This window comes from Nocardia sputi, from assembly GCF_023501985.1.
Genome location: NZ_JAMFLC010000007.1, coordinates 191,297 through 212,999, shown reverse-complemented (window position 1 = coordinate 212,999; position 21,703 = coordinate 191,297). Strand labels below are relative to the sequence as shown.

The 21,703-nt window shown below is 67.2% G+C and carries 20 protein-coding genes; 9 read left to right on the top strand and 11 right to left on the bottom strand.

The window, feature by feature from the left end:
• The first annotated feature begins 75 nt into the window (after window positions 1-75).
• Window positions 76-1,209 (top strand): MarP family serine protease, encoded by a 1,134-nt coding sequence (locus tag M8859_RS12685; protein ID WP_236565635.1) that lies wholly within the window; start codon window positions 76-78, stop codon window positions 1,207-1,209.
• Window positions 1,210-1,215: 6 nt separating this feature from the next.
• On the opposite strand, the gene M8859_RS12680 is transcribed toward M8859_RS12685, so the two are convergent.
• The 7 genes from M8859_RS12680 to M8859_RS12650 all read right to left on the bottom strand — a co-directional run bounded on the left by M8859_RS12680 (window position 1,216) and on the right by M8859_RS12650 (window position 8,157).
• Complete coding sequence (locus M8859_RS12680) at window positions 1,216-1,899, bottom strand: NAD-dependent epimerase/dehydratase family protein (protein WP_308221194.1); 684 nt, start codon at window positions 1,897-1,899, stop codon at window positions 1,216-1,218.
• Window positions 1,881-2,369, bottom strand: coding sequence for a GNAT family N-acetyltransferase (locus tag M8859_RS12675; RefSeq protein WP_159928213.1), 489 nt, complete (start codon window positions 2,367-2,369; stop codon window positions 1,881-1,883). The genes M8859_RS12680 and M8859_RS12675 overlap by 19 nt, the downstream gene beginning before the upstream one ends.
• A 51-nt stretch (window positions 2,370-2,420) precedes the next feature.
• Window positions 2,421-4,118 carry a GMC family oxidoreductase N-terminal domain-containing protein gene (locus M8859_RS12670; protein WP_249644248.1) on the bottom strand — a complete coding sequence of 566 codons (1,698 nt, stop codon included), beginning with the start codon at window positions 4,116-4,118 and terminating at the stop codon, window positions 2,421-2,423.
• Window positions 4,119-4,236: 118 nt separating this feature from the next.
• Window positions 4,237-5,997 (bottom strand): aa3-type cytochrome oxidase subunit I, encoded by a 1,761-nt coding sequence (gene ctaD / locus M8859_RS12665; RefSeq protein WP_370523819.1) that lies wholly within the window; start codon window positions 5,995-5,997, stop codon window positions 4,237-4,239.
• A gap of 183 nt (window positions 5,998-6,180) precedes the next feature.
• Window positions 6,181-6,591, bottom strand: a complete 411-nt coding sequence (locus tag M8859_RS12660; protein WP_159928219.1) for an arsenate reductase ArsC — start codon at window positions 6,589-6,591, stop codon at window positions 6,181-6,183.
• 70 nt (window positions 6,592-6,661) lie between these two features.
• Window positions 6,662-7,783 (bottom strand): ACR3 family arsenite efflux transporter, encoded by a 1,122-nt coding sequence (gene arsB, locus M8859_RS12655; protein ID WP_249644247.1) that lies wholly within the window; start codon window positions 7,781-7,783, stop codon window positions 6,662-6,664.
• Window positions 7,780-8,157, bottom strand: a complete 378-nt coding sequence (locus tag M8859_RS12650) for an ArsR/SmtB family transcription factor (RefSeq protein ID WP_159928223.1) — start codon at window positions 8,155-8,157, stop codon at window positions 7,780-7,782. Before M8859_RS12650 ends, arsB begins: the two co-directional genes overlap by 4 nt.
• Before the next feature lie 117 nt (window positions 8,158-8,274).
• Here M8859_RS12650 and M8859_RS12645 point away from each other — a divergent pair, with 117 nt between their 5' ends.
• The 3 genes from M8859_RS12645 (at window position 8,275) to M8859_RS12635 (ending at window position 9,825) form a co-directional block, all read left to right on the top strand.
• Complete coding sequence (locus tag M8859_RS12645; protein ID WP_195070608.1) at window positions 8,275-8,625, top strand: hypothetical protein; 351 nt, start codon at window positions 8,275-8,277, stop codon at window positions 8,623-8,625.
• Window positions 8,622-9,065, top strand: coding sequence for a MerR family transcriptional regulator (locus M8859_RS12640; RefSeq protein WP_195070609.1), 444 nt, complete (start codon window positions 8,622-8,624; stop codon window positions 9,063-9,065). The genes M8859_RS12645 and M8859_RS12640 overlap by 4 nt, the downstream gene beginning before the upstream one ends.
• Before the next feature lie 235 nt (window positions 9,066-9,300).
• The gene (locus tag M8859_RS12635; protein ID WP_249644246.1) at window positions 9,301-9,825 is read left to right on the top strand and encodes a MerR family transcriptional regulator; all 525 of its coding nucleotides are present in this window, start codon (window positions 9,301-9,303) and stop codon (window positions 9,823-9,825) included.
• Between the two features lie 3 nt (window positions 9,826-9,828).
• Here the strand turns inward: M8859_RS12635 and M8859_RS12630 are convergent, their stop codons facing one another.
• Window positions 9,829-11,031 carry an FAD-dependent monooxygenase gene (locus M8859_RS12630; protein WP_159928229.1) on the bottom strand — a complete coding sequence of 401 codons (1,203 nt, stop codon included), beginning with the start codon at window positions 11,029-11,031 and terminating at the stop codon, window positions 9,829-9,831.
• A 475-nt stretch (window positions 11,032-11,506) separates the two neighbouring features.
• Between M8859_RS12630 and M8859_RS12625 the strand changes: the two genes are divergently transcribed.
• Window positions 11,507-11,839, top strand: coding sequence for a hypothetical protein (locus M8859_RS12625; RefSeq protein WP_236565627.1), 333 nt, complete (start codon window positions 11,507-11,509; stop codon window positions 11,837-11,839).
• A 439-nt stretch (window positions 11,840-12,278) separates the two neighbouring features.
• Window positions 12,279-13,679, top strand: a complete 1,401-nt coding sequence (locus M8859_RS12620; protein WP_249644245.1) for a DEAD/DEAH box helicase — start codon at window positions 12,279-12,281, stop codon at window positions 13,677-13,679.
• 317 nt (window positions 13,680-13,996) lie between these two features.
• Here the strand turns inward: M8859_RS12620 and M8859_RS12615 are convergent, their stop codons facing one another.
• A complete protein-coding gene (locus M8859_RS12615) occupies window positions 13,997-15,181 on the bottom strand; it encodes an NAD(P)/FAD-dependent oxidoreductase (protein ID WP_249644244.1) in 1,185 nt (394 codons plus the stop codon).
• Between the two features lie 312 nt (window positions 15,182-15,493).
• On the opposite strand from M8859_RS12615, the gene M8859_RS12610 reads away from it, so the two are divergent.
• Both M8859_RS12610 and M8859_RS12605 read left to right on the top strand, forming a co-directional pair.
• A complete protein-coding gene (locus M8859_RS12610) occupies window positions 15,494-16,579 on the top strand; it encodes a fatty acid desaturase family protein (RefSeq protein WP_195070612.1) in 1,086 nt (361 codons plus the stop codon).
• A gap of 215 nt (window positions 16,580-16,794) precedes the next feature.
• Window positions 16,795-17,388 (top strand): hypothetical protein, encoded by a 594-nt coding sequence (locus M8859_RS12605; RefSeq protein WP_195070613.1) that lies wholly within the window; start codon window positions 16,795-16,797, stop codon window positions 17,386-17,388.
• Between the two features lie 124 nt (window positions 17,389-17,512).
• Here the strand turns inward: M8859_RS12605 and M8859_RS12600 are convergent, their stop codons facing one another.
• Both M8859_RS12600 and M8859_RS12595 read right to left on the bottom strand, forming a co-directional pair.
• Window positions 17,513-18,781: a TMEM143 family protein gene (locus M8859_RS12600; protein WP_195070614.1), complete on the bottom strand. Its 1,269-nt coding sequence runs from the start codon at window positions 18,779-18,781 to the stop codon at window positions 17,513-17,515.
• 700 nt (window positions 18,782-19,481) lie between these two features.
• Window positions 19,482-20,444, bottom strand: coding sequence for a DUF8129 domain-containing protein (locus tag M8859_RS12595; protein ID WP_159928241.1), 963 nt, complete (start codon window positions 20,442-20,444; stop codon window positions 19,482-19,484).
• Window positions 20,445-20,831: 387 nt separating this feature from the next.
• Between M8859_RS12595 and M8859_RS12590 the strand changes: the two genes are divergently transcribed.
• Window positions 20,832-21,539 carry a hemerythrin domain-containing protein gene (locus tag M8859_RS12590; protein ID WP_195070615.1) on the top strand — a complete coding sequence of 236 codons (708 nt, stop codon included), beginning with the start codon at window positions 20,832-20,834 and terminating at the stop codon, window positions 21,537-21,539.
• Window positions 21,540-21,703 lie beyond the last annotated feature (164 nt).

Below are 21,703 nucleotides of genomic sequence, written 5' to 3'. Positions count from 1 at the left end.
CCGGGCGGCGGCGGGACGGCCGGCGACGAGTGCGTCGCCGTCTTCCTCATCAGCGACGGGAGTGTGGCGTTGACCGTGCCGAACTGGCTGGATCTCGCCGTGCTCGGCATCCTCGTGGCCGCCGCGGTGCTGGGCTGGCGCCGCGGCGCGATCGTGGGGCTGCCCGGTTTCGCCGGCGCCTTGGCCGGAGCCATCCTCGGTGCGGCGCTCTCGGCGACGGCCCTCGGCCAGCTGGCTCCGGGCGCCGTGCGGCTATTGCTGGTGCTGACGGTGATCGTCGGATTGGTCGCCTTCGGCGCGGTCGCCGGGCACCGGGCCGGATGCGCCGCGCGCGCCGGGGTCTCCGCTCCCGTCGCACGACGCGCGGACGCTCTCTTCGGATGCCTCACCCATGCGCTCGCGGTCCCCCTGGTGGTGTGGTTGTTCACCGCGCCAATGGAATCCGCCGCCTTGGTGCGTCATTCGGCGACGGTGCGGACCGTCGACAGCGTGGCGCCGTTCTGGCTGACCGGCTTGTCCGAGGTGCTCACCGGCCCGATCAGGGACGCCGGGCTCGCCCGCCCGCTCGCGCCGGTCGATCCCCGCATCGTCGAGGGACCGATGCCCGCCGAACTGCGGCCCAGTGTCCTTCGTATCCAAGACCTGGCACCGACCTGCGGAATACGCCAATCCGGTTCCGGATTCGTCATCGCCGCGGAACGAGTGCTGACCAACGCTCACGTCGTCGCCGGAGCCGGCAAAGTGTCCGTCGACGCGGCGACGGGACCGCTCCCCGCGACGGTCGTGCAGTTCGATCCGATCATGGACATCGCGGTGCTCGCCGTCCCCGGCCTCGGCGCACCAGCCCTGACCGTCGCGCCCGAACCCGCCGGGCCCGGGGCCGACGCGATCGCGCTCGGCTATCCCAGGGGCGGGTCCTACACCGCGTCCGCCACCCGGGTGCGCAGCCGGGCCGCGCGCCAGGTGCGCGACATCTACCGCACCGGTCTGGGAGAACGCGAGATCTACACCCTGGACGGTTCGATCCAGCACGGCAATTCGGGCGGGCCGCTGGTCGACCGCGACGGGCGCGTGCTGGGCATCGTGTTCGGTGTCGACGAGAACGACAGCAACGTCGGGTTCGCCACGAGCCTGCCGGAGGTCCTCGATCGACTCGACCACGCATGGCGATCCGACCGGCCCGTCGACACCGGCCCCTGCGCCTCCTGACCCGCGTCAGGAAGCGTCGGCGACGATCACCACACCGCTCGACGCGTCGAGCAGCGGAATCGTCCGCTCCGCGGCGTCGTCGACGTGCACGCGCGGGTGCGGGGGCAGTTCGGTCTCGAAATAGGTGCCCGGCCCGTAGAACTGGCCGTACTTCACCACCACACCGTCGAAGTCCAGCACGGCCGCTTCGTGCTCCTGGATCACCGCACCCCGGCCCGCGGGCGGCTCCCACGCGATGCTCTGCGCGAGAAAGCGTTTGGCCCCCGCTGCCCGCGCGGCGGCGATCAAGTTCCGGGTGCCCTCGGTGCGGATGCGCGCGTTCGCCTCGGCCCGCTCCGGCAGCAATGCCGCGTCGTCCGGCAGATCCGTGAGCTGATGCATCACCATGTCGGCTCCGAACCCGGCCACCGCGGCGATCACAGCTTCCACGTCGTAGACATCGCACACCACCGGCTCGGCGCCCGCCGCCCGCACCTGGTCGGCCTTCGCCGCCGACCGGGTCATCCCCGCCACCTCGTGCCCCGCCTCGATCAGCAGCGGAAGCAAGCGGACACCGATCACGCCGGTCGCACCGGCCAGGAAGATGCGCACGGTGTCATTTTGCCGCGCCTGCGCCGTGGCGTGTTCGCGGGCCCTGACTCCGGCAAGGCCGAGTAGCGCGGCGCGATAGCTCAACGGCAGCTCACCCAAGCGGTGACCGCATCGTCGTTCACGGTGTATCCGATCCCGCGGGCGGTGAGCATGCGCAGCACCGCCGTGTTGTCCGCTGTGGTGCTCACGAAGATTCGCGAGTAGCCCTCGACGGTCGCGCGCTGGATCAATGCGGTGAGCACCGCCGTTCCGACGCCCGATCCCCGGCGGGAGCGGCCGATCCATACGCCCGCCTCCGCTGCACCCTTCGCGGTGGGGAGCGGACACAGGCGCGCAGCCCCGACCACCTCACCGTCCGCGCATACGCAATAGGTCGATTCGACCGGCGGACTCGCCAGCGCCCGGCTTCGATGGAACTTCCGGAAGCTCGCCTCCCGGTCGGCATTCCAGCTCGTATCGGGTCCTTCGACCGGCATCACTTCGCCTGGCTCCGCGTCCGCCACCGCGGTGCGCAGCAGATCGGTCAGCAGGTCTTCATGGAGCGGTTCGAGGGTGACATGACCGGGCACGACCCGATCCTGTCATCGGGCCCGCCCGCACGCGACCGGTTTTCCGCCCGCTCAGACCGGGGTGATCGGCAGTCGCAGTGCGCCGGGCGCGGCGACCGGCACCACGGGGTTCTTCGGTTCGATCGGCGCGAGTCGGCGGTAGGCGTCCCCGAGGGGCGGGCGCGGGTCGTCCTCGCCCTTGTTCGGCCACAACGACATGGCGCGTTCGGCTTGGGCGGTGATGGTCAGGGAGGGATTCACGCCCAGGTTCGCCGAAATGGTCGAGCCGTCGGTGATGTGCAGGCCGGGGTGACCGTAGACGCGGTGATACGGGTCCACGACGCCGGTCTCGGCCGAGTCGCCGATGGCGCAGCCGCCGATGAAGTGACCCGTGATCGGGATGTTCACCAGCTCCGTCCAGGCCCCCTGCGGAAGGCCGCCGATCTTCTCGGCGATCCGCCTGGTGACCTCGTGGCCTTCCGGAATCCAGGTCGGCGGCGCGACGCCCTCCCCCGGCTTGGTCGTCATTCGCCTGCCGAACAAGCCGCGCTTGGTGTAGGTCACGATCGAGTTGTCGACGTTCTGCATGACGAGCACGCCGATCATGCGTTCTGACCAGCGTCGCGGACTGTGCAGCCGAATAAGATGGCGGCGTTGCGCGATCAGTTCCTTCACTCCCAGCAACCAGCGCGCCCTGCCTTCCTGAGCGTCCACCAGCACGGTGGTCAGCAAACTCATCGCGTTGCTGTCCTTGCCGTAGCGGACCGGCTCGATGTGGGTGTGATCATTGGGGTGGATCGATGAGGTGATCGCGACACCTTTGGTGAAGTCGGCGTCCCTGCGCAGAGAGCGCGCGCCGAGCACCGCTTCGGAGTTGGTGCGGGCAAGATGCCCCAGCCGCGGCGAGACATGCGGCAGGCTGCCGCTGTCACGCAGCCGGTGCAGCAGTTTTTGGGTGCCCAGCGCGGCCGCCGCGAAGATCACCTGGTCCGCGGTGAACGTCTGCTTCGCCTTGCGGACCCATCGCCCGGTGCGCACCGTCCGTACTTCGTAGCCGCCCGCAGGCCGCGGCCGCACGTCCGTCGCCGTCGTCAACGGGTGCACTGTGGCCCCGGCCTTTTCGGCCAGATAGAGGTAGTTCTTCACCAGCGTGTTCTTCGCGCCGTGCCGGCAACCGGTCATGCACTCGCCGCAGTGCGTGCAGGTCGAGCGCGCCGGTCCGGCTCCGCCGAAATACGGGTCTGCGATCTGCTGGCCGGGGCGGGAATCGTTGTCGGCGAACAACACACCCACCGGCGTGCGGCGGTAGGTATGGCCGATGCCCATGTCCTGCGCCACCGAACGCAGAATCCGGTCGGTCGGAGTGGTCGCCGGATTCTGCGTGACGCCGAGCATTCGTCTGGCCTGGTCGTAGCACGGCGCCAGCTCGGAGCGCCAATCGGTGATGTGCGCCCACTGCTTGTCGCGGTAGAACTTCTCCGGCGGCTCGTACAGCGTGTTGGCGTACACCAGCGACCCGCCCCCGACCCCTGTCCCGCTCATGACGAAAGTGTCGTTGAGCAGCGTCATCCGCTGGATGCCGTAGCAGCCGAATTTCGGCGCCCACAGGTACTCGCGCAGATGCCAGGAGTTCTTCGCGTACTCGTCGTCGGCGAATCGGCGACCGGCCTCCAGCACGCCGACCCGGTATCCCTTCTCGGTCAACCGCAGGGCGGCAACGCTGCCGCCGAAGCCGGACCCGATGACGAGCACGTCGTAGTGGCTGTCCATGCGCTCGAGCCTATGGCGGCGAACGCGCAGGCCGGAGGAGAGATACGGACGCGATATCGAGATTTCCGGCCATACTCGCAACCGGTCTGCACCGCAGCCAGCCGCGCGGATCGGCTGCTCATTGTTGGTCGGATGCCGGCCTCTCGTCGACGTCGGCTTGCCGGTCCGCTGCCGCGACCACAGCGTGAGCGACGTGGGTGGTGCGGCCTGCGTGGGCTTCGGTGCGCATGCGTTCGGACATATGGGGATAGTGCAGTTCGAAGGCCGGGCGTTCGGAGCGGATGCGCGGCAGTTCGTAGAAGTTGTGCCGCGGTGGTGGTGAGGTGGTCGCCCATTCCAGGGAGTTGCCTTGGCCCCACGGATCATCGACGGTCACGACCTCGCCGTATCGCCAGCTCTTGAACACGTTCCACACGAAGGTGAGCATGGAGACGCCGAGCAGGAAAGAGCCGATCGTGGACACGGCATTGAGCGCGGTGAATCCGTCGTCGGGTAGGTAGTCCGCGTAGCGGCGAGGCATTCCCATGCTGCCGAGCCAGTGCTGGATCAGGAACGTCAGGTGGAATCCGATCAGGGTGGTCCAGAAATGGATTCTGCCGAGCCGCTCGTCGAGGAAGCGGCCGGTGAGTTTGGGGAACCAGAAGTAGATGCCCGCGAAGGTGGCGAACACGATGGTGCCGAACAACACGTAGTGGAAGTGGGCGACGACGAAATAGGTGTCGTGCACGTGGAAATCCAGCGGCGGGCTGGCCAGGATGACGCCGGACAGGCCGCCGAGCAGGAATGTCACGATGAACCCGACCGAGAACAGCATCGGTGTCTCGAAGGTCAACTGGCCCCGCCACATGGTGCCGATCCAGTTGAAGAATTTCACCCCGGTCGGTACGGCGATCAAGAAGGTCATCAGCGAGAAGTACGGCAACAGGACCGCGCCGGTGGCGTACATGTGGTGCGCCCACACCGCCACCGACAAAGCGCCGATGGCCAGGGTGGCGTAGACCAGGGCGGTGTAGCCGAAGATGGGTTTGCGGCTGAACACCGGAATCACCTCGGTGACGATGCCGAAGAACGGCAACGCGATGATGTACACCTCGGGATGCCCGAAGAACCAGAACAGGTGCTGCCACAGGATCGTGCCCCCGGTGCCCGGATCGTAGATGTGACCACCCAGATGCCGGTCATAGGCCAGCGCCATCAGCGCCGCGGTGAGGATCGGGAAGGCCAAGAGCACCAGGATGCTCGTAACCAGGATGTTCCAGGTGAAAATGGGCATCCGGAACATCGTCATCCCCGGCGCACGCAGGCAGATCACCGTGGTCGTCATGTTGACCGCGCCGAGGATGGTGCCGAGACCGGAGACGGCGAGACCCATGATCCACAGATCCGCGCCCACTCCCGGCGCGTGCTCGGACAAGCTGAGCGGGGTATAAGCGGTCCACCCGAAATCAGCCGCGCCGCCCGGAGTGATAAAACCCGCGGTGGCCATGCTAGCCCCGAACAGATACAGCCAGTAGCTGAACGCGTTCAGCCGGGGGAACGCCACGTCCGGAGCGCCGATCTGCAACGGCAGAATGGCGTTGGCGAAACCGAAGACGACCGGTGTCGCGTAGAACAGCAGCATGATGGTGCCGTGCATGGTGAACAGCTGATTGTATTGTTCGGGCGAGAGGAATTGCAGTCCGGGCGCGGCGAGTTCTCCGCGCATCAGCAGCGCCATCAAGCCGCCGATCAGAAAGAACCCGGTCGCCGAGGTGAGATACAGGATTCCGAGCACTTTGGGGTCGGTGGTGGTGACCATTTTCCACAGGAACGAGCCTTTCGGCCCGACTCGCGCGGGGTACGGCCGCGTCGCCTCGACAGGTGGAATTTCACGCGCCATCGCAGCCATCGTGCACCTTCTTCCTGGTCGGACGCGCTCGCCGTACCCGGGAATCGAGGCTCTAAACCCGGGTGAAAGGCGAGGCTCGCCCGCTCGGTGTTCTCTCGATGACCGTTCCCGATCGGTGGCCATGGCGCGTACCGACCCACAGGCGAGGCTGCGGCCCGGCGAACGGTTTCGTGGTCAGGTGTGCGCGGGCAGAAGTTCGGCGACGAGTTCCTCGACGAGAGTCTTGATCTCATCCCGAATCGGGCGCACCGACTCGACACCCTTGCCCGCGGGGTCCTCGAGCACCCAATCCCGGTAGCTCACCCCTGGAAATACCGGGCAGGTGTCGCCGCAGCCCATCGTGATGACGACATCGGAGGCTTCCACGGCGTCGAAAGTGAGAATCTTGGGCGATCGGTCGGAGATATCGATGCCGATCTCGCGCATGGCCTCGACCGCGGCCGGATTAATGGATTCGGCGGGTGCACTACCTGCTGAGCGAACTTCGATCTCGTCTCCGGCGAGGTGGGCGAGGAAGCCTGCGGCCATCTGGGAGCGGCCGGCGTTATGGACGCAGACGAACAGAACAGTGGGCTTGGATGCCATGAATCAATGGCCTTTCAGCTGGTGGAGATGTCGGATACGGTCGGCACCAACAGCAGTGCGCGGGTCACGCTCATCGCTCGAGCACCTTTTCCTGCGTCGAGTCGGCAGGTGTGGGTGCGGCGGGGGTGGTGAGACGGAAGCGTGTGCGTAGTGCCAGGGAGACGTACACCAGCCCGACGAGGACGGGGACTTCGATCAGGGGTCCGACGACTCCGGCGAGGGCTTGGCCGGAGGTGGCGCCGTAGGTGGCGATGGCGACGGCGATGGCGAGTTCGAAGTTGTTGCCCGCCGCGGTGAACGCCAGTGTGGTGGTGCGTTCGTAGCCCAAGCCCATCACAGCGCCGAAGAGGTAGCCGCCGCCCCACATGATGGCGAAGTAGGCCAGCAGCGGGATCGCGATGCGCACGACGTCGAGGGGTTGGGAGGCGATTTGTTCGCCTTGCAGGGCGAACAGGATCACGATCGTGAACAGCAGCCCGTACAGCGCCCACGGCCCGATGCGGGGCAGCAGTGTGGATTCATACCAAGCGCGGCCTTTGGCGCGTTCGCCGTAGCGGCGGGTCAGGTAACCCGCCAGCAGGGGGATGCCAAGGAAGATCAGCACCGATTTCGCGATCTGCCACGGCGAGGTGTCGATCGTGGTCTGCTGCCACCCGAGCCAGCCGGGCAGCACCGACAGGTAGAACCAGCCCAGCACCGCGAACATCAGCACCTGGAACACCGAGTTCAACGCCACCAGCACGGCGGCGGCTTCGCGGTCGCCACAAGCCAGATCGTTCCAGATGATGACCATCGCGATGCAGCGCGCCAACCCGACGATGATCAACCCGGTGCGGTACTCCGGCAGGTCCGGCAGCAACAGCCATGCCAGAGCGAACATCAGCGCTGGACCCAGCACCCAATTCGACACCAGCGACCCGATCAGCAGCTTGCGGTCGCCGGTGACGGTGTCGAGCCGGTCATAGCGCACCTTCGCCAAAACGGGGTACATCATGATCAGCAGCCCGAGCGCGATCGGCAGCGAAATGCCATCGATCTCCACCGCGCTCAACCCGTCCCCCAGGCCGGGGATCATCCGTCCCAGCAGCAGGCCCGCGGCCATCGCGACACCGATCCACACCGGCAGGAACCGATCCAGCGTCGACAGCTTCGCCACCACGGCATGGTCGCGTGTTGTGGTGGCGGCGCTCACGCGTGCACCCCCGCGGCGGCGCCGCTTTCGACCAGCAGCACATCCGACAACCGTTGCAGCGCCTCGGGGATCACCCGGTAATAGACCCAGGAGGCGCGGCGCTCGCTGGCCAGCAGCCCGGCCTCGCGCAGCACCTTCAAATGATGTGAGATCGTCGGCTGCGTCAGGTCGATGCCCTCGGACAGATCGCACACGCACGCTTCCTGCCCTTCGCGCGAGGCGATCGCGCTCAGCAGCCGCAGCCGCACCGGGTCCGACAGCGCCTTGAACACCCCCGCCAGCTCGGCGGCGGTCTGCGCGGGCAACGGTTGGCGCACGATCGGCGCGGCCGTACACGCCTGTACGGGAACGATCGGAAGCTGCGACTTCGACATGGACCTATATTGATCGATATCAATACTGGATCGCAAGCGAACAGTGGGCGAACAGAGTGCACGGACTGTTCTGTTCGGGTTGCATCCGGTACCCAGGTACAGGCTTACCGTCAGGTCATGACGATGATCACGCCTTCTCCCGGCGATCGGGTGCCGGACTCCTGCACCCTGCCCACCGCCGAGCAACCGGTTCGGGTCGCGGAGTTCGACCGCTTCTTCGCCGAGTTCGCGCGGCGCGCGCGCCAGCCGACCCGCACACGGCTGGATCTGCTGCTGGACGCCGACGCCGAACCCACCGCCCGCGATCTTGCCGCCCGCGAGTCCGCCTGCTGTTCTTTCTTCGCCTTCACCTTCGACTCCACCATCGATGGGCTGGTGATGCGCATCGAGGTGCCCGGCAACCAGGTCGAGGTCCTCGACGCGCTCGCGGTGCGGGTCGATGCCGCGATCGGCGGGGACCGGCGTTGACCGGGTTGCGCACCAGCCGGCTTGCCGCGGCCGCCGGGGTGAATACCCAAACGCTGCGGTACTACGAGCGCCGTGGGCTGCTCGCCGAACCGGAGCGGTCACTGGGCGGACACCGGCTGTATCCGCAGGAAGCGCTGACGGTGTTGCGGGTGATCAAGGCCGCCCAGCGGCTCGGGTTCACCCTCGAAGAGATCGCCGAACTGCTCGACCTCACCCGGATCGGGCGCCGACGCGCCGACGCCGGGTTGCAAGCCCGCGCGACGGCGAAACTGGCGGAGATCGACGCGAAGCTCGCCGAGCTGACCGCGGTGCGCGACACCCTGCGCGCCGCGATCGCGGCCGGATGCGACGACCTGATCGCGTGCAGTGAAAGCCCGCGCTGCCCAGTGCCCTTCACCGACGATCACAGCGACGTCACCGGATGCCACCGTGACTGTTGAATGAGCCACCGCGTCCCAGCGTTCACCGAGCGTTGACCTGGTCGCGCAACTCGACGACCGCGTCGATCGGATAACCGACCTCGCCGAGCACGGACGCGATCATCTCCTCGGCCTCCCGCAGCAGCGCATCCCCGCCAGCGTGGAACGCAACTCGACCGCGCGGCGATCGTGCGTGCGTCGAACACCTTCGACCAGGCCTCGCGACTGGAGGCGCTGGATCGCTGAAGTCGGCTTCATGCCAAGGTCTGCTCAGGAGCCGGTAACGTTCTCGATCGGCGAGGTGGCCAGGCGGTTCGGCGTGGCGGTGCCCGCGCTGCGGTGGTGGGAAAAGCAGGGCCTGCTGGTGCCTATTGCTCATGAGTCCGTGCGGCGGCGGTACGACGCGGCGGGCGTACGGCGGATCGCGTTGATCCATCTGTTGCAGCAGACAGCGCTGATGAGTCTTGATGAGATGCGCACGGTGCTGAGCGGCGAACACCACTCGGGAGGGTGGCGGCAGGTTGTCCGGGCGCGCCTGGCCGCCTGCGAGGAGCAGCAGCTTCGGTTGCAGGCGGCCCAGGCCTACCTGTCCCACACGTTGACATGCCAGCGCGATGACCCGATCGACGGATGCCCATACCTTGCCGAGGAGATCGACAGGTACCTGAAGTCTGTCGGCGACCGTTCCTGTGATCACGCACCGCGGACGCCGCGGCAGCCTGAGCGACGCTCCGAAGCACTGACCGAACTATCCATCGACGGGCGGAAGGGGCGCCCGTAGTCATCATGACCGGCCGGGGAGTCGAGCACCTGCTGCCACGGCACGATCGGCGTCGTAGCCGTAGAGCCAATCGAACCGGTTGAGGGTGAACCCGCGCATGACCACGTCGCGAGCCCGCTGCCTGATGCCGTCCGGCAACTGGAACAGATCACCGTTACGGATGGATCGTTGCTGGACGGTGGCGGTGCGGGCGTGCCGGGCTCGCTCATATCGACGAAGCGCGTCCGGCACGCCGGCCCTGCTCACCCCGTCGAGGCTGCGGCCCAGCACCCAGGCGTCCTCGATCGCTTGGGCCGCACCTTGGGCGAAGAAGGGCAGCATGGGGTGCGCGGCGTCGCCGAGCAGGGTTACCCGTCCCAGTCCGATCTTCTCGAGGGGTGGCCGGTCGAAAAGGGGCAGCCGAAGAGTCGTCGTCGCGGCCGCGAGGATCGTGTGCAGATCGGGATCCCAGCCCGCCATCGCGGCGGCGAATTCATCGACCGGGCCCTCGCGAGTCCAGGATTCGATGTCCGCGTCCGGGGCGGGCACCGCCGCGGCCAGGTTGAGCAGACTGCCCGCGGAGATCGGATAGCAGACAACATGTTTGCCCGGCCCGAGCCACATCCGCGTCATGGGCGGCTCGGCCAGGTGCGCGACGGAATCGACGGGGACCAGGACGCGCCAGGCGGCCTTCCCGGAGAAACGCGCTGCGCCGGAATGGAGGAGCCGGCGAAGCTCGGAGCCGAGACCGTCGGCGCCGATAACGACGTCCGCACGATGACCAGAGCCGTCGTCGAATCGGAGACTCACCCCGTCGTCGTCCTGGTCCACGCCGACACAGCGAAGGCCGGTACGAATGACTCCGCCAGGTAGGGCATCGACGAGCACTCGGTGCAGATCGGCGCGGTGCACTGTGTAGTACGGGGCACCATAGATCGCGGCAACATGACCACCGGCGTCTATTTCCTTGATGATCTTTCCCGAATTCCACCGGCGAATTTGCACGCGGGCCGGCTCGACGGCCACGGCGGCGAGCGCGTGGGACAACCCGAGGCGGTGCAGTAGCCGTGAGGCGTTCGGCCCGATCTGGATTCCAGCTCCCGCCTCGCCGAGTTCGCTGGACCGTTCGAAACACACCACCTCATGCCCGGCACGCCGCACCGCGAGCGCTGCACTGACACCACCTATGCCCCCTCCGACGATGGCCACCTTCAATGGCGAAGTCACGACGATCTACCTCTTTTCGACACGGTCGAGATCCGTACCGCGACTATGTCAGCTGAAGTCGACTTCAGGTCAAGGTCGATTGATCGCACTTGATTCCGGATCGCGGTTCGCAGGCCCATGCTGTGTCGATGAACCAAAGGGAGTCGCAGCCGATCTCGCCGAGCTCGATTCGCCTTCCGCTACCGGCTGATCGCCGCACACCCGTCGACCCAGACCACGTCGGCGTCGAGGACTCCGCCGTAACAGGCCTTCTCGTCGTCCGGGGGTTTGAATGCCAGCGATGTCGACCCAGCCCCTCGCCGCCCAACTCGTCGCCCCGTAGATTTCCTGCCCACACCGCGACCCACCACAAGTCGACGGCCACACTGAATTCTGACGCCGGTCGATGAGACCGAGTGCCCGGAGTTTACTGGTCCGGATCACGGGTAGCCCGTCGGCACCATGGCCGCACACGCGAGCAAGTGGAGGTAGCCCGATGACCGTCTCGAACCAGCACCTGGTTCCGGCACACCATCGCCGCAGCCAGACCCGCGGCGAGGTTCCGGATCACAGCCGCACGACCAGAAGCCATGCCGGGGAGGGGATCGAAGATGGCTACAACATCCCCGGGATTGTCCTGTGCGTGCTGGGGATCGTCGCTTCGGCCTTGACTCTGACCGCAGCCGGCTACGGATTCGCCGGGTGGGCCGTTGTCGGTGCCATCGCCGCTACGACGCTGGTCGGCTCAGGCATCGCGTGGATACTGCTGGAGCACCGGCGGGTCAAGGCCAAGGAAGGCCTCGCTCTCACTGATCAGCGGGGGCACTGATACCAAGCCGTCCTGATCCGCCGGGTCCTACGACAGCGCCTCTGCGTGCGGGCCCGGCCTGCGATGCGGAGTTCGACTGCCACCGGGATGGCAGCGAGGTCGGGCACCGTACGCGCTCGGCGACGGCGTGTCCGAGGGTCCGCTGTCACGGGGCGGGCGAGTAGGAGTTCGGCTGCCCAGCCGTGGCCAGATGCGAGAAACCTCACCCGATGAGTACGAACCACCCCATCACAGGCTATTGTCGATCAGGTGCGTGACTTGTCACGCCAAGCGTCGTAGATCGCATTCGCTTCGCAACCAGCGCTTGCCGCATCCGCTCTTATTACGGCGATCGATTTTGCCCATCGGCAATCTCGCCATTTCGTGCCCCCGGCGCGGACCCGCAAGGTCCGCAGACGGCCCGGGCACCACCTGATGCCCGAAAGGCACCGCAACACATATGAGTTCTGCTGACATCTCTTTTGCCGCGCTCGGCGTGAGCGCACCGCTGGTGAAGGCGTTGACTCGCGCCCAGATCACCGAACCTTTTCCGATCCAGTCCGACACCCTGCCCGATTCGCTGGCCGGACGCGACGTGCTGGGCCGTGGCCGGACCGGCAGCGGCAAGACGCTCGCTTTCGCCATTCCGATGGTCAACCGTCTCGGCGGCGGTCTCGCCGGTAGACGCGCACCGAGCCGACCGACCGGCCTGGTGCTGGCGCCGACTCGGGAATTGGCCACCCAGATCGCGGCCGCGCTGGAACCCCTCGCCGCGGCCTATCGCATGACCGTCACCACGATTTTCGGTGGGGTCCCGCAGAACCGGCAGGTGCGGGCGCTGCGCGCCGGTGTCGACATTGTCGTCGCCTGCCCCGGCCGGCTCGAGGATCTGATGAACCAACGTCTGATCTCCCTGGATGCCGTCGAGGTCACCGTTATCGACGAGGCCGACCACATGGCCGACCTCGGGTTCCTGCCAGGTGTGACCCGCATTCTCGCGGCCACCCCGAAGGCCGGTCAGCGCCTGCTGTTCTCGGCCACCCTGGACAACGGCGTCAACAAGCTGGTCAGCCGCTTCCTGCCGGATGCCAAGCTGCATTCCGTCGACGAGGCGAACTCCCCGGTCGCCGCCATGACCCATCATGTTTTCGAGACCGCGAGCGTCGAAGCCAAACGCGAGCTCGTGCATCGGCTCGCCTCGGGCTCGGGTCGGCGAATCCTGTTCATGCGCACCAAGCATCAGGCTCGCAAACTGGCCAAGCAGCTGACCCTCGCCGGAATCCCGGCCGTCGATCTGCACGGCAACCTCTCGCAGGGCGCCCGCGACCGCAACCTCGCGGTCTTCGCCGCCGGTGATGCCCTGGTGCTGGTGGCCACCGATGTGGCCGCGCGCGGCGTGCACGTCGACGGTGTCGAGCTGGTCGTGCACGTTGACCCGCCCGCGGAACACAAGGCCTACCTGCACCGTTCGGGCCGTACCGCGCGGGCGGGCAACTCCGGTGAAGTGATCACCCTGGTGCTGCCCGGCGAACGACGCGACCTGGCCGACCTCATGCGCAAGGCCAAGATCACGGTGACCCCGCAACGGGTCACCGCCGATTCGCCCGTGGTGGCCGAGCTCGTCGGCACGACTGCCCCATTCGTCGCGCCCTCCTACAGCGATCGGGCGGCACGTGAAGACGACCGCCGCAGCAGCGGCGGACCGTATCGCAGCAGTGGCGGACCGCGCCAAGGCAATGGCGGACCCCGCAGGAGCAGTGGCGGACCGCGCCAAGGCAGCGGCCGTCGCAACGGCAATGCGGCGCAAGGGCAGTCGCGCGCCAAGCCGCGCGCTCATTCCGCGCGCGGAACGGCCGCATAGGGCCCGCTTTTCGGTCGCTCCCCAGACAGGCCTATACCGAGATCGCCGAGGTGCTGAGCATCGCCAGCGGACTCCCGGACAGCGAATGCTGGTGAACGTGGCCGATGAAGCCGGACCGGCGGGCAACCCATCGGGTGCGAGGCATCGCACGCGCACCTGATGGGTTGCCGTGCGATTGCGTAGCCGCGAAATCTTGGCCGGCCGTCCGACTCGGCCGGTCGAGACCACGGCCGAGTGGGATCTTCGAGGGCTGCGGCGGAAGTAGGGCGGGCAGTGTCGGCTCGTCCCGTCCGACACGGCCCGCAGAGGGCGCGGCGTCACGCGTTGAGGGCGCGGGTCGGCTCGGCGGTGGCGATGTGACGGCGGCGGGACGGGAGCATCGAAGTCGGGTGCGAAATGCTCCAGGCCGCGCTCTTGCAGATGAACTCCTTGACTCGCGCGGCCGCCCTACCGGTGAGAGCTGAAGGCTTGGGCTGATCGTCGGGGGTGACCCACTGGACCACAGCGTCGCGGCGGCCGAGGCTGATGCACTGGGCGGTGTAGCCGATCGAATTGCGGGGGATCTTGCGACCGGTCAGACGTGCGGCGATGGCGTCGGCGGCGTGATAAGCCGAAGGGACACCCGAGGCGCAGGACATGCGCAGCGGATCGCCGTTCGCCCCGGGGGCGAGCGCGGCGTCGCCAACGGCGTAGACGTCGGGGTGCGACACCGACCGCATCGTGTCGTCGACGACGATCTGCCCCGTCGCCGACACCTGCAGGGTGGTGGCCGCGGCGATCGGGTGGACGGCGAAACCGGCTGTCCACACGGTGATTCGGGCCGGGATCGTGCGGCTGTCGGCGGTCTGGGCGCCCGTCCGCTCGACGCGGGCGATGTCGGTGTGCTCGTGCACAGTGATGCCGAGCCGGTCGAACGCTTTGCGCAGATGCTGTTGGGCCTTCTCGCTCAGCCAGTCGCCGAGGCCACCGCGAGCAGCGAGGGCGACCTCGAGGTCCGGCCGGGCTTCGGCGATTTCGGTGGCGGCCTCGATTCCGGTGAGACCACCACCGGCGACCAGCACGGTCGCACCCGCGCCCAGGCTCGCCAGCCGCTCGCGCAGCCGCAGTGCGGACTGCTTGCCGGCGATGTCGTAGGCGTGTTCGGCCACACCGGGCACGCCACAGTCGGCGGCGGCGCTGCCGAGGGCGTAGACGAGAGTGTCGTAGGCGATCGACCGCGAGCCATCGGCGGCGACGATGTCGACGGTCTTGCGGTCGGCATCGACCGCGGCCACCCGGGCCGACACCACCCGCACGCCGGTGTCCGCGAAGACGTCGGTCAGCACGCGGCTTTTCAGCTCCTGACCTGCGGCCAGCTGGTGCATACGGACGCGCTCGACGAACTCCGGGTCGGCGTTGACGAGGGTGATCTCGACATCCGCGGGGTGCAGCCGCTTGGCGAGGCGCCCGGCCGCGTTGGCTCCGGCGTATCCGGCGCCGAGAACGACGATGCGGTGTTTCATGGTCTCACTCCTGTCTGGATGGTGTTCGCTTCCTGAACCGGATAGCGGCGCGAAACCTGACAGAATTGGACTGTGATCTAGGTCACCACCCTTCCTGGAGGGGGTGAGCGTGCCGACCGGCCGCCTCGATCCGCGGTGGGCACCGAATATCACACCGCAGTTCGATTCCATGTAATACCAGAGGGTTACGGCTGACGAGAATCCGGCCGATAGCTTCGAGATATCGAAATCGGCGCCCCGCTCCGACATCGACCGGCCGGCATCGTCGACGGACGGAGATGGCGTCCCCGACTCAAGCTCTCAGGAAGATCTATGACGACACCTGCCTTGGTCCCCGAGTCATCTCCACGGTCACCGCAGCGCGGCGCCGACGGTGATTACGCCCGTCTGTTGCGCCGGATCTCCGCCGCGGGGCTGATGAACCGGCGTCCCGTCTACTACGCCGTCCGGCTGAGCCTCGTCGGCGTCGCGTTCGCAGCCGGGTGGGCGGCGTTCGTCCTCATCGGCGATTCGTGGTGGACGCTGCTGGTCGCGGGGTTCATGGCCGTGACGTTCGCTCAGATCGCACTCGTCATGCACGATGTCGCACACCGCCAAGTCTTCCGGCTACGGCAGCCGACGGAACTGGTGGGACGTCTCGTCGGCAACGCCGGCATCGGCCTCGGCTACGGCTGGTGGCAGGACAAGCACACCCGGCACCACGCCAACCCCAACCACGAGGAACTCGACCCCGATGTGGCACCCGACATTCTGCTCTGGTCACAACAGCAGGCACGGTCCAGCCGAGGTCTGCCTCGTCTCATCGGGAGGACGCAGGCGTTCCTGTTCTTCCCCCTGCTGTTGCTGGAAGGCCTGAACCTCCATGTGGCCGGCGTACGCGCCCTCAGAAATCGATCGGTCAAACACCGCGGAATGGAGGGCGCACTGCTGTTCGGCCACTTCGCCGCGTACCTGGCCGCACTGTTCGCGGTTCTGCCCGCCGACAAAGCGTTCGCGTTCCTTGCCGTGCATCAAGGCCTCTTCGGCCTGTACATGGGTTGCATCTTCGCCCCGAACCACAAGGGCATGCCGACCTTGACCGGCGACGACCGTCCCGACTACCTCCGTCGCCAAGTGCTGACCTCCCGCAACGTGCGGGGTGGCGCGTTGACCGACGTCGCCCTCGGCGGGCTCAACTATCAGATCGAGCATCATTTGTTCCCGAGCATGCCGACGCCGAACCTGCGTCACGCTCAGGTGATCGTCCGCGACTACTGCACCGAGATCGGCGTGCCCTATCACGAAACCGGGCTGATCTCCTCTTACCGCGAGGCACTGAGACACCTCCACCACGTCGGCGCCCCCCTGCGCACCCCCGATCGACACCCGGATGCCGGGATGCCACATCGCAGTCGCTGACGGATCTAGGGCGGGGCCTACCGCCATCGGTGCGGTGTGCGTTTCGGCCTGCTCTCCGGCCCCGGGTGTTCCCGCTCGCCAGGCATCGCGAGGAACTGACAGCCGGCCATTGCGGCATCAGATGTGAGGGATGTGAACTTCTCGAGGCTGAAGTCGCACCTCGATCTGCTTGATTCGGTGGTGCCGGTGGCCGTGTCGCACGAGGATCGGGTGGTATGAGACCGGAGGTCGGTGCCGCTGTGGTGCGGTGTGTCGAGTGTCGCGGTTACGAGTACGCGGGTGCCCCGCAGTGCCATCGTTGCCTGCGGCTGGTCGACGATATCGTCGAGGAGGAGTGGCGGCGCTTCTTCCTCGACTGGCAGAGCGAACCCGCGCCCGAGGTCGCCCGGCTCGTCGCCGCCGAGCCCGACCGGCACGACTGGCGGGTCGTGGACGCCGCACTCGATCGGATCGTCTGCGACGAGTGCGGCAATCGGCTCGGTCGCGGACCGATGGACTGTGCGGAATGTAACCTTGAGCACGGATTTCGTTATGCCGCAATGGAGACCGATCGGCCGGGCGTCCCGCCGGGCAACGAACACGCGATCCGCGTCAACGTCTCGGTCATCCGCCGACCCTGGGTGGCCTCGGCGCAAGAGCTGCTGGCTCGCAGACTCCTGCTGCCCGCCTTGCTGGTCGGCTTCCTACCGACCACCACGCAAGCCCAGCGAATCAGCACCGTGATCAAATCCGACTCCACCCCGGAGCGAGCCACCCGCGTAGTAGATGACTTCCTCCGGGACAACGGCCTGGAAATCCCCACTCGGTGAGCACGCACCCGACTGCCCCTCGAATCGAACCTCCGCGTTCGGCAGCACAGGGAGCAAGACGAGAAGCGGCAGCGATGTCGGTGCGCTGATGTCTGCGCGAGCAAGTCCGGTCTCGGTGAACGCTTCAGATGGAGGTGACTGCGGCCCGGCGCGCATCGGCGGTGCCGTCTCCTGAAGGGCGGACACGAAACAGGTTGTCCCAGTAGTGATCCAACCGCTGTCTGGCCTCGTCCGGCGGCAGCACACCGAGTGCGGCGTGCTCGTGCTCGATGAGCAGTTCCCAGTCCCGGAGTCTGCGCAGGCCGTCGCGGATCTGGAAGTCGAAGCTCGTCCCCCACTGCCTGCGAAACCAGTCCTCCACGCGTTGATCGAGTTCGGCGGCGGTGAGCGGGCGGTCGGCCGTGCGCAGGAAATGGTAGGCGAGGACGGCTTCCTTCACCTCCGATTCCTCGGCGGCACCCAGCAGATGATGGAACACTCCCGCATCGTTGTCGAGATTGCTGAAGTAAAGGTGTTCCGACAGCGTCTTCATCAACTTGATCTTGCGGTTCTTGAACTTGGAGAACTGCCGAACCAGGTAACCGCCGAAAGCCGCCACCCCCGCGCCCAGGGTGACCAGCGTGGCCTGATCCAACGGCACGGACTCCTCGCGCAACCCGGCCCAAAACGCGAGCAACAGCACCAGCGGCCCCAACGAGGCAACGAGCTTCGTGACGACCACGACGATTCCGGAGACCGCCGCGGGCACCCCGATCAGCAGCTTGTCCAGCGGCCGCATCCGCACCCGAACGCTCGGATACAGCATCTCGAGGTCGTTTCTCGGGACATTCTGGAACAGCTTCAGCAGCACACCGCCATTGGGGCGATCCACGACCGCCTCCGGACGCTCGGCGAAAGCGACGTACACCAGAACTTTGCCGTAGCTGGTGAATTCGATGCTGCGCCGCCGCAGACCGAACAACCACCTCACCTGTTCGGTGCGCTGCGACACCCCCCGTCGAAAGAACATCGCCGTCTCGATGTCCTCCTCGTCGATCTCCAACCGCACCTTCACCAGGGAGTGCTCGGCGAACGCGCGCTGAATCTCAGCGGCATCGATGCGCGTGAAATCCGCCGCCTCGGCCAGCGCGACCAGCTCCCGCTCCACCCGCACCCGCGCCGCCGCCCGATCCTCGGCTGTCGCGGCACGGATGGCCCGTTCATCCTCCGCGGGATCGACCAGCTGATACGCGTCGAGCACCTTTTCACCACGCACATGAAATTCGTAGTGCACCAAAGCCGCCAGCAGACGAGCGAACTCCGCGAACGACTCGCGTTCGGCATCAGGAAGTTCGTCGGTACACAGAGATATCACCGCGCTCTTGCGGAACGGCAGGAAGTGTTCGGCATCCATCGGCAACTCCTCTCGACGGACCAGCCCGTCGGCCATAACCCTAGGGGGAAACCGATATTCACCGCCGATCGTTGATCGATCCGGAGAGGTCGTGCGGCACGCAGCACGCAGCCACCGTCGATTCGATGCGGGAGGCCTTTGGCGACATCATGCGGCTCGTGCTCGCGACCGCGCCACAATGCCGAGGCAGGCAAGGGCAGGCAAGGTGGTGCGCGTCGCGACCCAGCGACACCAGGACGCCATCACCGCGCCGGTGTTCCGGTTGAGCATGGTCGGCGAGCTGCGGCCCGGTGCCACGGTTGAGGAAGCCGTGGACATCGTGTGGTTACTTCGGCTACACGGGCTCCTTCACGCTGGTCGATGACAACGGCTGAGACAACGCCACCGGCAGACCAAGGTCAGAAGCACATCACCACCGAACTTCGAAAGAGGCTCGGCTGAAGTGCACGCTCGAAGTGAAGCGCGGATCACCTCGTGCTGACGCGGAGGTGACCACGCCCCGGCCTGCCGCCGTTGGGGCGTCCCGCCTGTCAGCGCGAGGACGACCGTGCCCGGCCTGCCGCCGCGCAAGCCTGCGGCGCGTTCTAGTTGTGGGCGCCGACAGCGATGCTGCTCGCAGGTCGATGCTCAGCCGCTGTTGCCGACCAGCGCGGCGGGCATCGTCGGCTGGCCGGGGCGTGTCGCTGCTCGGCGGCGGCGTTCAGTTGATGCCGGCGATTTCTTGGGCGATCGCCGCGAGCCGCGTCTGGGCGGCCGAGACGACACCGTGCCGGTTCTTGTGGGCTTCCTCGTAGGCGACGATCGCTCGAATGTCGGCCGAGTCGGAGAGGTCCTTGACCGCGGCGACGGCTTGGGTGACGTTCAGCTCGTCGTAGTCGTCGATGGGCAACTCCTCGGGTTCGAGGACGCCGGTGGTGGTACGGATCGAACGCAACGCGTCGGCGGCGGCATCGGCGCCTTCGCGTCGGGTGACCTGCTCGGCGGTCTCGAGGGCGGCGTCGCGAGAGGCCGACAGGGTCTTGACGGCGACATCACCCGCGCGCGCACCTTGGGCGAGCAGTTCGCCGAGCGCCGGTGGGGTCGCGCGGACGGTGTCCAGTGCCCGGTCAAGACCACGAGCGGACCAGGTGACCGGGATGTTGACCAGCTTCACCGCAGTTCCGGTGGCCGCCTGCAGCGGTGTGCGGCGCAGTGCCGCCGGCCCGCCGAGGGCGTCCTCGGCCAGGACGGTGGTCAGCCAGTCCACGGTCGCCGAGTGCGCGGTGATCAACCGCTCCGCCAGAGCCACCACCTGACGTTGACCGGCGGTGGTAGCCAGGGCCTTGATGTAGCGGGCGCGGTCGAGGAGTTGGTGTTCGAGGGTGAGGTCGCTCAGCAGGGCTTCGTCGAACGGCTGGGCCTGTTCGACCATCGCCTTGACCGCGGCCGCCGCGCGCCCGAGGAAAGGGCCGACCAATTCCGGGACGCTGCCCAGGTCGCGGATGGCGGCCTCGATGGCCTCGGCGCGGGCACGGCCGTTGTCGGCGTTCTCGGACAGCTCGCGCCGCACCGCTTCGGTCCGGGCTTGAGCTATGCGGGTTTCGGCGACCTGAATTTCGGTGTTGGTCAAAGCGAGGACAGCGCGCAGCTGCGCCAGCAACGTGGTGGTGTCGGGAGTGCTCATGCGAATCTCGTCCCTTCGACGTTGACAGCATCGGGTCGGCGCAAGGTGCACCACTATCCGAATACCCCGCACTACCCGAGAGTAACCTGCTCCGAAAAAGCATGCCTGACCGACATATGCCGAGGTAAGCATGGAATCTCCCGGCCAACGGATCATCCGGCTCGAGCTGCGGCGCGATTGTGCCCAAGTCGCGCATCGGGCCACCGGTTGCGTCGGGCTTACGTGCAGCCAGGCGCCCGTACAGCTGGGAGTCGTCTCTCGTGGCAAACCTTCAGCTCTCGGGTTGGCGTCTGCGGATGCGCGGGTTGGGCTCGACTCGCCAGAGCGGTCGGTTTCGCTCCGCGGAGTGCGGGTAGGACGAGCACGAGCCGACCGAAGGAGCCTCCGATGCCGCGTTCACTTGCCGATCAGACCGAAGCGGAGCTGGGTGGTCCTCGCAGTGTGCTGAGCTTGCAGCGCCGCGATCACCAAATCCTCGACGGGTTGCTGTCCCGCATCGACAGCAGCGGCGGCGACGACCGCCGGGACGCGATGACGGCGCTGTGCCGGCTGGTCTTCCCGCACGCGTTCGCGGAGGAGGCGGTGCTGTGGCCGCTGGCTCGGAAGGTCCTCCCGGACGGCGAGGAACTCACGCTGCGCGTCGAGCAGGAGCATCAAGAGATCAACGAGCTGTTCAGCGAGCTGGAGACGATCGACGCCGACAGTCCCGAGCATCACGGGCTGTTCGCGAGAATCGAGGGGCTGCTGCGCCAGGACGTGCGGGACGAAGAGGACGTGCTGCTGCCGAAGTTGCAGGAGGCACTCGACGCGCAGGCTTTGCGCCGGGCGGGCTGGGCGTGGCTGGCCGTGCGGGTCACCGCGCCCACACGGCCGCATCCGACCGTCGCGCGGCGGTTGCCCGGTAACGCGCTGGCGGCGGTGCCGCTCGCGCCGCTGGACCGTTCGCGCGACCGGCTCGACGAGGTGGCTCGCCGAGCGCCGCGACGATGGGCGAGCGGGTGCGCGCACGCCAGTCGCGCCCTCGCGGGGGTGGCGGGTGTGGTGGAGCATCTGCCGCCGTTGCGACGCGGCGAGCACCCGTCCACGCGCACCTGAGCGCGCTCCGGATGATGCGTACGCCCGAGGTTCGCCACGACGCGAGCGGTAGTCGCTCGTGTACACGAATACCGCTCCCGCACAATAAAATCTAATTCGGACCCGTCATCTTTTCCAGGTTTGCTCCGGATCGACAGAGGTATCCGCAACGCGGGTGGGGACCC